This window comes from Enterococcus gallinarum NBRC 100675 (assembly GCF_001544275.1).
Classification (GTDB): domain Bacteria; phylum Bacillota; class Bacilli; order Lactobacillales; family Enterococcaceae; genus Enterococcus_D; species Enterococcus_D gallinarum.
This window is the reverse complement of the sequence record NZ_BCQE01000009.1, coordinates 140,516-152,624: the sequence shown is the minus strand read 5'-3', so window position 1 is coordinate 152,624 and position 12,109 is coordinate 140,516. Positions and strand designations below refer to the sequence as shown.

The following is a 12,109-nucleotide window of genomic DNA, read 5'->3' as shown; positions in this document are numbered from 1 at the left end:
TTCCGGTGTTACTGGAGTTTCTGGATCTGGTGATACTACACTACCATCACCACTTGCATTCCCATTTGTTAATTTTACATAATTATCCCAATACCAGCTAGTATTGCCTAATTGATAAGGAGAGTAACCATACATAACTACTCTAGTAGCAATATCTTTTTTATCTGTATAAGGAGAAGTATATTGAACGACATAAGTTTCGTTATCTATGTTACTTGGAAAATTAATATTAATTTTATTATCGTAAAAATCAATATAGCATTGATTAGTCACATCTTCTAGTGAATCATTTGTAGCAATAGAAAAGCTATCGGTTAGACTTCCGTTTGCTTTTACTTTATAAACTTTTATTTTAGTATTTGTCTTATCATAGATAATTTCAGAATTATATCCATTTTCTTCTTTTCTTTGATTTCTAATTTCAATACTTTTATTTCCTAACGTCTGTTTTAAAGAATTGACATAGATAGTATGAGAAAAATTATGATTATTCAAGTCTACATTAAATATATTACCAGTACCATTAGCATTATATTGAGGTCCTACATTTTTAGAATAATCCACTAATAGAGTCAAATCTTGTTTACTATTGCCTATGCTCGCAGTAATAGTTTGATAAGAAGTATTAGTTACTACTTCTGGGTCAATAAAGATCGGTAAAGAAATTTTTCCGCTAACGTTATCATGCTCTGCTACATAATCCGTAAATTCGTATCGAATACGATTAGTATCAATATCGTATTTTCCAGTTGCTATAATTGAGTTATCTGGAGCTAAGAGATTGGGCATTGTGACAGAGTTAGCATCTGTAATTCCATAAAAATTACCATTTTTACTCAAATCAATATAAAAATAATCTTTTGGATTAACTGAGTCAGGGACTTTGAATGCATAATTTGAAGTTAGCGATTCTGCATTGTGTGGAAATATAATTTTCTCTTTATTATGATTAGATATTGAAATACTAGTATTTGTTAGTTGATCGCTAACATTTTTAGATTGATCATAATAAGTAGTATTTACTGTTTCTTCTGCTGAAACAGTATGTAAAGGGATAAAAATAGTAGAACTTAATAATACCCCACTAAATATTACGATTGATGCAACTCCTGTTTTCAGTCGACTAATTCTCCACTTTTTGATAATTGGATTGCTTTTTAGTTCTAATAACTTTTTATTGTTTTTTCCAACCATTAAAATTATCCTTTCTATATATTATTTGAACAAAAAATGATCGTTCATTTTTAATTATAATAATATTCAGTAAAAATACAAGTTAAAATTATTGTGTGAAAATAGTATCAAAGTTTTATTAATTCTTTTTCTAAGTAAAGAGCTATTAGAATAAAAAAAGTATATCTTGATTTTAAAAAAACTTAATTTAAATGAGTTAGTTAATTTTTAATTTATACGTAAATTGAGAGAAGTTTACTTTCTAACAAACTTTTGATACTACATATCTCGAGAAACAGCCTTGTTAAAACAATGAATTTCTACATTGACACCATTTTTAACTTATAGGAGTGTTTTATGATCAGTGATTGTAAAAATAGTAGGATACTGATGATAGTTAGACTAGCTATTTGGGGATTTATTTTTGTTGTTATTCCATTTTCTGGCCTAGTTTTAGAATCATTTGGTATTAAATTAGTGAGTTTCAATTTTCTTTTCTTTTTATATGTATTGGCAGAACTATGTTTTCTATTATCTAAAAAATGGAAGTATGCTGTGATTTTTACATTTGGCTGTATTGTTCTATTCGCTATAACTTTAGGATTATCTGAAGCACTTTGGTATTACTTAGATAAATATTTTAATATTGATATTTCTAACAGGTAAAATATTGTTGAAGAAAATAGTTGCTATGCAAATAATAAACCTTCAGATACACAATCATTTTATAATTTGCTTATGATGTCGCTTCTTTGATTTTTGAGGTGGTACATATGGTTTTTAGAATTCTAAAAAATAAAAAATTGTTATATTTATTCGTTTATTAGTGTTTTTTTATCAACGTTAATTGGGTATATCATAAAAAATCACCAATTTTTAGCAAACATTGGTGATTGTATTGCAATAACATTCATTGCTTCAATTGTAGCTGTATTGATAAGTTAAAAAATAAGTAAAGCTATTGTAGAATTGGAATAAAGAAAGTCTCTATTTCTAATAAATATATTTGAAATAGGATCGTATTTATTAATGAAAAGATTTAGATATGATAGGTCAATAGGTGTCAGATATTTTTTTATTAAAAGATTTTGGAAAAAATGGTCATATTCATAATGTCACATAAGATATAATTCAATTGGAGCAATATTTGTTTTTTGGAGAAGAAACAACGAATTTAGCTGCTTCTCTTGAAGGAAAAATTTTAGAGGTTGCAGTACCTGCAGCATTTTTGCTAACTTGTGGTGATATTGAGATAGTTAAGTTTAATAAAAAGTATAAGAGTATACATTTTTTGTGAATTTAATAGAGTATAAATAATTTATTAAAAAAGAAATTAATTATACTTGTTTTTTATATAATAGATGGTACTTATTGTATCTATAAGGAAACAAGAAAGTGTAATAATAAAAAGAAATTCTGTAAATAGGATATCTTTAATAAAGTGGTATTTTGTGTTAGTTAGATAAATGAGGTAAACAAAAATTCTAATTAATTGGAAATAAAAAGATTTTTTCATAATTATTTCTCCTTCTTTTATAATTCAATGGATGAGAGATCAATATCTATATATTATTGCTCAATACTTATGGTAAGGATATTGTCATAATATAAAAATAATGAACCATAAACTTCTAAATGATATAATTTTATGAATGTTCTTTTTTATTTTAGAATATGCATAAGAATAAAAATGAACACTCATATTTATTATACACCGAAAAAATAGAAAAAAACAGACTGTTTTTTTAAGAAGAAGTATGTCATTCTTTACTTGAAAAAAGTTGTTATAGGACAGAAAGGATAAAACAAAAACGGAAAAAAACGTCTTATCGAACAGCTTAAAAGGATAAAAATTGATAAACAATAATACTTTTCAGGAGGGATAAAAATGAGTCGTTTTTTTAAATTTTTTTCATTATTAGGTGTAATGTTAATGGGATTAAGTACGTTAGTCGGTGCCGGAACCAGTGTTTATGCTGCTGAAAAAGTGAATGAAGTTCCTGATATAGAAATACAAAGACAACAAGCAGTAGAGAGTTTGAAATTCTATTTAGAAGAAGCTGGTTATGTTGATACAGAAACACATCAATATATAGTTACTGATTTAGAAGCTATACAGAAAAAAGCTGAATTAGATGGTTCTGAAGGTATAGCAGGGAAATTTATTTTAGAAAATTTTGTGCAGCCAACAGGAAAGCGTCAAAAACGTGATCTTCAAAAGTATGCTGCATGTGTTGTTATGAACTCATTACCATTTGGTGGTGTTGTTTGGGATATACTTAATCGTGAAAATCTAATGCAAACTTTAATTAATGCGTTGCAAGGGAAAAATTATGATTATGCTGTTAAAATACTTTTAGATGTAGCAAAAAGAAGTTTAACTCCTGCACAATTTGCAAAATTCAATGCTGCAACTATTGCAGCTGGTATAGCTATTAATGCTATTTCTTGTTGGGGGAATTAATTAGTGGAGTGATTATGTGAGTATAGATGATTGTTTAGAAGAACAAATAAGATTATTTTTAAAGTTTTTAAAAGTTAAACCTCAAAATAACTACTTTACATGTTATAGTTATGCACACCCTGTTTTAAACAGTCTTCCTTTTAGTCCTTTAGTGCAAGGCCTAATTACGAATATTGTTTTACTAGTCTGTACACCAAATGAAATATTTGTAAAAAAGATAGGTAGTGGTATTTCTTCAGTAAGATTAAAAGAGGAAGAGTATACCCAAAAGATTATTCATATTCCTAAGACTGAAATTAAGCGTTTTGAGATAAAAGACTATTCTGCTTTAGGGCTGGATTCTGGATATTTATTGACAATAGAAGCTAAGAAAAAATACTATTATCATATTGCGAACGTAACAGGAAATGATTTTTCTACTAGAAATTTTTTCGAAATGAAGTATCAAAAGTTTTTGGGGTTGCTTACAGCGGATAAGACTATTGAATGATGTTGGTACTGTTTCGCTATGTAAGTAATAATATAATAATAAAGAAGGTCTTTATTCCAAAATATATTCATTGGAAATAGAGACCTTTCTTTATTAGGGAAAAGACTTAGATATGGTAGGCCAGTAAGTGTCAGATATTTCTTCATCAAAGTAGGAATAATAGCTTCCTTCAAGTTCGATTGTGTAGAGTATGATCTCGCTTGATACTGGATAAGTATCTGTTAATATTTTTTCTAATTTTTTTAATTGAGTGGATAAATGACATAAGTTGGAATGAGGATTTTTATCTATTTCTTTTTGCCAATTCTGTATGATTTGATCTAATTTTCGCCTTTCTTTTCTAGTTAATTGTATCTTGTTTTTTTGGAGGCTATAGCTACATTTTGTTTTCTTTGCAATTAACGAGATATTTATACCAAAACCAGCAAGTTCATTGTCAGGATTTTGGCAAACTGAGTAATCTTCTTCAATGAATTCATAATCTTGTTGTTTCATAGCTTAGTCCTTTCTTTTAGTTATTTTTCTCTTCTTGTCCCCAAATTTCAATAATTGGTTTGTATACTTGATCAGCATATTCAGTTAATTTAATTGCAGCAACAAGATTGAGTTTTTCTACTTTTCGAGCTCCTGATTTTAGACTTGCAATAGTATTTCTTGCTAAACCTGTTCCTTCTGCTAAATCTTTTATTGAGGCTTGTTTTAAAACTTGTTTGATTTTGGCAATATCTGCAATCCCTTTTTCCATGAAAGAACCTCCTTTTACTCTTTAAAAATAATAACCGCTGTAGTATGATTATAGCATATTTTAGTGTGCTGTGGTATTAAAATTTGAAAAGTAAAGGAGGGGGAACGAGTATGAGCAAATATGATCAGTTAACTGATTTAGAAAGGAATTGTATTGCAATGTATCGTAGACAAGGACTAACTCTTTCTAAAATTGGAGAACTAATTGGGCGCTCTACTCCGACAATTTCTAGAGAAATTAAACGAAATAGTAAACCAGATGGAACGTATGAACCAGCTTATGCACAAGCATTGGCAAATTCACGTCGTGCAGCTTGTAAGAATCGTTTAAAATTTACGCAAGAAATAAAATGGAAAATTGAATCAAAACTAGCCATTGGCTGGTCACCTGTCATGATTTGGGCATTTTATCGACAATTTGATTCTAATTTTGTTTCTGTAAAAACAATTTATCGTTATATTCGTGAAGGAAAAGTTGGGTCAGTAGAATTGTTGCGAAGAAAAGGAAAACCTTATAAGCGACGATTTGATGTAAACCGAATGAAGGGTGGAAAAAGTATTCATGAACGACCAGAAGTAGCCAATAATCGAGAGCGTATCGGTGATTGGGAAATTGATACAGTTGTAGGTCCTAAAGGCACAACGTCGGTTTTGGTTACTGTTGTTGATCGTTGTTCTCGTAAATTATTGGCTAAAGTCGAACCAAATAGAAAAGCACAAACTGTAACAAAAGCGTTGCTTTCTTTATTGGAAAACGAAATTGTTTATTCGATTACAGCGGATAATGGGAAAGAATTTTCTAATTATGAAGAATTAGAAGAAAAATTGCGTGTTCCAGTATATTTTGCAGATCCGTATTGTTCTTGGCAACGTGGAACGAATGAGAATACGAATGGTTTGTTAAGAGAATACATTCCAAAAGGAAAAGATATTCAAACAGTTACACAAGAAGAATTAGATCATTATGTGTATCTAATTAATACACGTCCTAGAAAAGTGTTAGGCTTTAAAACAGCACTTGAATATTATCAATCGAGTGCTTGAGAATAAAAATTGAATATTGAATAAAGAGTTACTCCAATTTTTAAAAATAGAATTGGGTACCTCTATTTTGTCATGTAAAAAAATAGCTAAAAAGGTTATAAGCTAGCATTTTAATGAATTGAAAAAAAGTTAAAAATTTTTTTGCGATTCTATTGACAAACTACGCTAACGAATAGGAATAACCGCTTACACCAGTGATCGTCTGCTTCTTAACAGGAATCACATTTTCTGAAGTGCCAGTGCTGGCTGTTTCAGAAGATCGTACAGTGGAAGAAAGTTGCGTACGTTCTTTTTCTTTTGTGGAAGAATCAGCCGATCCCGATGGTTTTTCTGTACATCCTGCTAAAAATAACCCAAACCCAACTAAACCTAAAACCATGTGCTTTTTCATTTTTTTACTCCTTCTAGTTTTTTTAAAAAACTTATTTTATTTATCCTATAATAAGCTCGTAAATAAGGCAATAGAAGAATCTTTCTAAATAAGCACTATTGAAAGTAGTTTAACGAATTTTAAAAATTCAAGTTTCGTTTATCTGCTGGCTAAGTCTGGATAGTATAGGAGATTGTACACATTTTTCCTTACATGATGCAAAAATTGATTATAAAACCCACAAATCATTTGCTATGCTATATAAAAAGTGAATGCGTCCCTCGTTGCTCAGGATGATTATTGTCGGAAAGTTACACTTGTGTTGTCATCGGCGACCAGAACTTTTTGTTAGCTGTCGATTATCCAATGATCGTCTCCTAAGCAGGGAAATGCTAGAAAACAGAGGTGAGTGGATGTTTTATCCAGATGTCAAAGAGTATTTGCGAAAGATGCGTGGGAATATTGATTTTGCAGTGATGAAGGAACGTCTGCCATTGGTCCATAGATACTGGCAAGTGACGGAAGCAGAAGTAGAAAAAATTGTTCGCGAAGAATCTGAGGAGGATTTCTGGACAAGTGTACAACAAATCATCTTACTCGATGCCAAATTGGTCCTTTTGCGAAGCTATATCAGCGAATTTGATTTCCAAGGTTTTTCAGAGGAAGAAATCATCGAGAACATCGAACTAGATCATAGCACCTATACAAAAGAATTGTGCGGTTACAATTTAACAGATACAGGACATCCCTCGATCCTTTTTGGAAAGGGCAGATGACTCGCTCAGATTAACACAAATCTTTTCTTTAACGACAAACAAAGCGTATACTAGAATAAGAAAGAAAAGTTTTCTACTATTATAATGCTCTGTTATAATGCTTTTCCAAAAAAGGTATTGAACCCATTCGTTAGGAGAGATTTCCGTGACTGAATTTACTCAGATCGTTTTGCTGTTTTTCTTGTATTCTTTTGTGGGCTGGCTGTGGGAAACGGTTTACTGCTCGATAAAAGCTAGTCATTTTGTTTATCGAGGATTTTTGGTAGGACCGATCACTCCTATCTATGGCTTTGGGATTTTAGGTGTCTTGTATTTACTGCGACCGTTACATAACCAATTGCTGCTGCTCTTTTTTGCAGCAGCTGTTTTAGTGACCTTATTAGAGTACGTGACGAGCTTTTTATTAGAAAAACTGTTTCATGCTTCATGGTGGGATTACCACAATGTTTTTTTGAATATCAATGGTCGCGTGGCTGTCCCAATTTCAATTTTTTGGGGCATTTGCTGTGTCTTGATCGTCCGCATCGTTCATCCGCAAATGCTGATTATTGTCCAAATGTTGGCTGAAAGATTCAGTTTTTATCTGCCTGTTGGATTGTTGATGGTGATGTCGTTGGATATGGGCTATACATTGGCTAATCTTGCTGCTTTTCAACGAACGGTTCAACGACTGGATCGTGCTATTGAACAGCAGAAAGCCACTTTATCAGAAAGTTTGGAACAAAAGAAAAACAATTGGCAGGAACGTATTTCTGAACTGCCAATCGATTGGCAACAATTGCGTGAAACGTTACCGAAGCTGAATTTTCATCAGCGAAGACTTTTAAAAAACTTTCAAAAACTACAAATCAATGAGATTGCCAATGTTCAAGACTTACGGCGATTTGTGGAAGAATTACGTAAGAAGAGAGAGTAATGTTACAAAAGTGTTACGATAAATAAAGCCTTTTCAAAGCTCTGGTTTCCCACTTTCACGTGAATTATTTTTTAATAGACTCTTATTTCTCCCACTTTGGCTAAAAATTGTAATAAATTGTAAAAGAGTTGCAATATATCTTGACCCAAGAATTTGTATAATAATAAGCGTTGGAAACCATAGTGAGAAGTGAGGGAATTTTTTTGAAGGCAAAGAAATTACGTACCATGGTCGTCGCAGTCTTTGCGGCAGGTATCGTTTCGCCGATCTTTGCGCAGGCTGAATCTCTGGAATCATTGAAAGAGAAAGAAAGTGCCGTTATGCAGCAAAGTCAGCAAATCAGTACAGAAGTACAAATCGCTTTGACCGATGTCAATAATAAATACAGCGAGGTTGAAGCATTAAAAGCACAAATCGCTGACAATGAAGAAACGTTGGCACAAACCAAAGAAGAAATAAAGGCAACGCAAGAAACGATCGAAAAACGTGAAGCTGTAGTTGCGGAACGAATGAAAGACATTCAGGTCAACGGTGGAGTAACCAGAGATTGGACAGTCTTGTTGGAATCTTCCAATATCCAAGATTTCATCAACCGGGCTTACGCCATGACAATGCTCCAAAATCTAGAAAAAGAAAAAATCGACTCGTTGACATCTGAAAAAGAAAAATTAGAGTCTCTGCAAGAAAAAGCCGAGTCTACCAAAGAATCCTTACAGCAGGATCAATCCTCTTTGGAAGCACAGGCGCAAGAGTTGGATAGTAAGATCGCCAACTTGCAAACACAATTGAAAGAAAACGAATCGACTTTAGCAAAGATTGCTTCCAGCAAAGAAGCAGAAGAAGCTCGGATAGCTGCTGAAAAAGCAGCAAAAGAAAGAGCAGCAAAAGAAGCGGCCGAACAAGAAGCTAAAGAAAAAGAAGCAAAGGCAGCGGCAAAAGCAGCAAGTGAAAGCGCAAGTCAAGAGTCGTCGTCTTCAAATGAGAGCTCGCAATCAAACAGCAGTTCAAGCAGCAATTCAGCTTCAAGCAATACGAGCAGCAGTTCGACGAATAATAGTTCAAACAACACGAATAACAGCTCGAACAATTCGGGTAGCAACACACCTTCCAGCGGCAAGACGATGATCATGGAATCAACCGCATATTCTTATGCAGAGAAAGGTGCTAGCCACCTGACTGCCAGCGGAACAGATCTTCGCAGCAATCCAATGGCGGTCGCAGTCGATCCAAGTGTGATCCCCTTAGGTACCTTGGTGAATGTTGAAGGATATGGCGTGGCGCTGGCGCTAGATACAGGAGGCGCGATCAAAGGAAATATCATTGATGTCCACTTTGATAATGTAGCCAAATGTCTGCAATGGGGCCGACGTCAAGTAAAAGTAACGATTCTAGACTAATAAACGAAAAAGCGTATCTTGTAACCCTACCATCATTCATGATTGATGGTGGACAAGATACGCTTTTTTATTTAGTGGATAAAAGCATCATCTAGAAAAGCTCGTTTCATTCCTGCAGCTGTGCCTGCATCGTTTTCAATGCTTGGATGGAATCGTACATCCGTTGTTGCTCGGACTCATTGAGAGGCATTTCAATAATTTCGCGAATGCCTTGACTATTAACGATTGCAGGGGAACTAATACAGACATCTGTTGCTTGATACTGTCCCTCTAAGTGTACAGAAACCGGCAGTACTGCATGTTCATCTTTTAAAATACTGCGGGTGATCCTAGCCAGCGAGATCGCTATCCCATAATGTGTCGAACCTTTGGCAGCAATGATGTCATAAGCGGCATTTTTCACTTTTTCTGCAATCAGGCCGAGATCTTGCTCCGAAAAATTTGGGTGTGTTTCCAGCCACTCGTGAACACTTAAGCCACCAATATTGCCATGGGACCAGACTGGGAATTGGGTGTCACCATGTTCCCCTAAGACGTAAATCTGAATATCCCGTGGATCAATGGTCAACTGCTCGCCAATTGCATTACGTAAGCGCGCACTATCGAGAGAAGTCCCAGAGCCAATCACTTTGTGAGAGGGAAAGCCAGTGAGTTTTTTGACATAGTGAGTCAAAACATCTACTGGATTACTAGCAATCAAGAAGATCCCTTGAAAACCGCTAGCAATAACAGATTTCACGATCTTCTTCATGATCTGGGCATTCTTTTTCGTCAAATCCAGTCGTGTTTCATGGGGCAGCTGTGCTGCACCAGCGGTGATCACTACAAGATCTGCATCTCGACAATCCTCATAATCAGCAACATATAGTGTTTTTGGACCAACATATGCCAAGCCATGATTTAAATCCTGAATGTCACCCGCTGCTTTTGCCTTATCTAAATCAATAATACCAATTTCATTGCCAATTCCTTGAGCGACTAATGCAAAACTGTAACTCGAACCTACATCCCCATTTCCGATCAGAATGATTTTCTCCATGAAAGATCCTCCCAAATTTGATTCGACTTAAAATACACCTAAACTGTACCAAAGAACCAGAAAAAAGAGTATTGATACGTTCTCAGCGGCGTTACTGTCTTATAATTAGGGAAGCAATAGGCGCTTAAGAGCACTTCCCCTGTCATAGTTGGAAGTGCTCTTAAGCATTCATATGAGGATTGAGACATTTGGCCAGCTTATTCCAGTCATTTTTGTCAGGGAAAGTTTTAAAAATCAAACAATCAATGTCATTAGCATAATCGGCAACATATTCTGTGTAATTTGTTACCACGAGATCAATGTGATTCATCATTAAATAATCAGGTGACAATTCATTTGAATCTGGAAAGAAAAAGTTTTTGGAGCTATGCAAGTAATGCATCGATTTGCTTTTTAAATACTGACAGAGAATGTATGAGCCTTCAAATAAGAAAGCAACATTTTTTTTTGTATGCCAATAAAGCGATTTGATAGATTCCAAATAGATCGTCAGACTGGCGCTTAAATGGGATAAACTTTTTTTATTCCAAGTAGCAACAGCTAATGGATTTTCTGTGAGAAAATTCCGACATTTTTGATAAGACTCAGGAAACAAGCGCTGCGCGTAAAGGTTGACATCGGCAATATTATGATTCAACAAAGGGGAGAGCAACTGCTTGATTTTGGCTACGGTAAAGAAAGATTCGATCAAGATATGATCGCGGGAAGAATTTTTGGTTTCAGGAATACAGGTGGCTACAAAATCACTGGCCAACTGAGTGATTTCTGCCCACTGATTGTATTTTTGGCAGAAGACTTCCTCACCGGTAACGTCACTAATCGAACGGCGGCTCCAAACCAACAGAAAGAGATAGAGAATTTCTTCTTGGGGGAGTCTTTGCTGGTAGTGATCAAAGATATGCTGATTGATTTCCGCAAATTCTTTGAAATCTTCTTTGGTTGAAAACAGTTTGCTGATTTTTTGGGGTAGTTTCACTGAGTGTCCCCCGCAATAGCGCTCAAGGGTTATGTACAAATAATAATTGAGCTCTCCAAATGAACAAGCTTGCTTGTTGGTTCGCTGGCAGTCAGAAAAAGCTTTGACGGTGATGTCGTGAATCGCAATAGGGGGAAAGATCGTGTGTGCCGTGATTTCTGATTCATAATAAAAATCATGAAAAAATTTACGGATATCCATTTCATCGCCAATGAATGTAATCGGGTTATAGTCCAGCTGCAAGTGGTAGTCGCGAAGAACAGGTTGTATTTTTCTCAAGTAACGAAGAACCGTACTCTCCGAGATATGATACCTTTCTGCCCATTCTGACGAACGCATTTCTTCATGCTGAAAAATACTCTCGACAATATGGAAAAGAATCTCGTCAGTAATCAGTGCTCGTTTCGCTGCGAGGTACTTCGCCGGGTTCAATACGGTGAAAATATAGCCTTTGTGGGACGAATCGATATGGAGGGCATCCTTGAAGTGGGACTTCATGTCTGTGATATCTGTCACAATTGTTCGCGTCGTACTTGAGGAAGCCTTTGCCAGTGCACGAGTAGAGCAAAGCGGCTCTAACTCAAATAAGTCGAGAATGCGCATCCAACGGATCGTTGCAGTATTCGTAACGAATTTCATCTGAAGCTCTCTCACTGGTTTGCTCCTTTCATTTTCCAATTAAAGAATTGAATCTGTCTATAGCTATCTTAATGAAGTTAC

14 protein-coding genes are annotated in these 12,109 nt (G+C 34.5%); 8 read left to right on the top strand and 6 right to left on the bottom strand.

Annotated features, from left to right (window positions below; genetic code table 11):
• Positions 1-1,194: Ig-like domain-containing protein (locus EG2_RS07170; protein ID WP_174520214.1), on the bottom strand; the 1,194-nt coding region annotated here is incomplete at its 3' end.
• Positions 1,195-1,563: 369 nt separating this feature from the next.
• On the opposite strand from EG2_RS07170, the gene EG2_RS07165 reads away from it, so the two are divergent.
• From EG2_RS07165 to EG2_RS07150, 4 genes are all read left to right on the top strand, one after another.
• Complete coding sequence (locus EG2_RS07165; RefSeq protein WP_147283390.1) at positions 1,564-1,839, top strand: hypothetical protein; 276 nt, start codon at positions 1,564-1,566, stop codon at positions 1,837-1,839.
• 481 nt (positions 1,840-2,320) lie between these two features.
• Positions 2,321-2,470, top strand: a complete 150-nt coding sequence (locus EG2_RS18790; protein ID WP_156424230.1) for a hypothetical protein — start codon at positions 2,321-2,323, stop codon at positions 2,468-2,470.
• A gap of 591 nt (positions 2,471-3,061) precedes the next feature.
• A complete protein-coding gene (locus tag EG2_RS07155; protein ID WP_082709532.1) occupies positions 3,062-3,637 on the top strand; it encodes a streptococcin A-M57 in 576 nt (191 codons plus the stop codon).
• Positions 3,638-3,653: 16 nt separating this feature from the next.
• Positions 3,654-4,127 carry a hypothetical protein gene (locus tag EG2_RS07150; RefSeq protein WP_060814154.1) on the top strand — a complete coding sequence of 158 codons (474 nt, stop codon included), beginning with the start codon at positions 3,654-3,656 and terminating at the stop codon, positions 4,125-4,127.
• 93 nt (positions 4,128-4,220) lie between these two features.
• Here the strand turns inward: EG2_RS07150 and EG2_RS07145 are convergent, their stop codons facing one another.
• Together EG2_RS07145 and EG2_RS07140 are read right to left on the bottom strand one after the other, a co-directional pair.
• Positions 4,221-4,622, bottom strand: coding sequence for a hypothetical protein (locus EG2_RS07145; protein ID WP_060814153.1), 402 nt, complete (start codon positions 4,620-4,622; stop codon positions 4,221-4,223).
• A gap of 16 nt (positions 4,623-4,638) precedes the next feature.
• Positions 4,639-4,872 carry a hypothetical protein gene (locus tag EG2_RS07140; protein ID WP_060814152.1) on the bottom strand — a complete coding sequence of 78 codons (234 nt, stop codon included), beginning with the start codon at positions 4,870-4,872 and terminating at the stop codon, positions 4,639-4,641.
• Positions 4,873-4,982: 110 nt separating this feature from the next.
• Between EG2_RS07140 and EG2_RS18335 the strand changes: the two genes are divergently transcribed.
• Positions 4,983-5,915 (top strand): IS30 family transposase, encoded by a 933-nt coding sequence (locus tag EG2_RS18335; RefSeq protein ID WP_071870118.1) that lies wholly within the window; start codon positions 4,983-4,985, stop codon positions 5,913-5,915.
• Positions 5,916-6,075: 160 nt separating this feature from the next.
• Here the strand turns inward: EG2_RS18335 and EG2_RS07130 are convergent, their stop codons facing one another.
• Positions 6,076-6,306, bottom strand: a complete 231-nt coding sequence (locus EG2_RS07130; RefSeq protein ID WP_249024264.1) for a hypothetical protein — start codon at positions 6,304-6,306, stop codon at positions 6,076-6,078.
• A 392-nt stretch (positions 6,307-6,698) separates the two neighbouring features.
• Here EG2_RS07130 and EG2_RS07125 point away from each other — a divergent pair, with 392 nt between their 5' ends.
• From EG2_RS07125 to EG2_RS07115, 3 genes are all read left to right on the top strand, one after another.
• Entirely contained in the window at positions 6,699-7,061 is a 363-nt protein-coding gene (locus EG2_RS07125) for a DUF7006 family protein (RefSeq protein ID WP_060814151.1), read from the top strand.
• 145 nt (positions 7,062-7,206) lie between these two features.
• On the top strand, positions 7,207-7,977 hold the full coding sequence (locus EG2_RS07120) for a putative ABC transporter permease (RefSeq protein ID WP_060814150.1): 771 nt from the start codon (positions 7,207-7,209) through the stop codon (positions 7,975-7,977).
• A gap of 203 nt (positions 7,978-8,180) precedes the next feature.
• Complete coding sequence (locus EG2_RS07115; protein WP_060814160.1) at positions 8,181-9,374, top strand: 3D domain-containing protein; 1,194 nt, start codon at positions 8,181-8,183, stop codon at positions 9,372-9,374.
• 106 nt (positions 9,375-9,480) lie between these two features.
• Here EG2_RS07115 and EG2_RS07110 read toward each other — a convergent pair whose 3' ends face one another.
• Together EG2_RS07110 and EG2_RS07105 are read right to left on the bottom strand one after the other, a co-directional pair.
• Positions 9,481-10,413, bottom strand: a complete 933-nt coding sequence (locus EG2_RS07110) for an L-lactate dehydrogenase (protein ID WP_060814149.1) — start codon at positions 10,411-10,413, stop codon at positions 9,481-9,483.
• Between the two features lie 160 nt (positions 10,414-10,573).
• Positions 10,574-12,043: a helix-turn-helix domain-containing protein gene (locus EG2_RS07105; RefSeq protein ID WP_060814148.1), complete on the bottom strand. Its 1,470-nt coding sequence runs from the start codon at positions 12,041-12,043 to the stop codon at positions 10,574-10,576.
• Positions 12,044-12,109 lie beyond the last annotated feature (66 nt).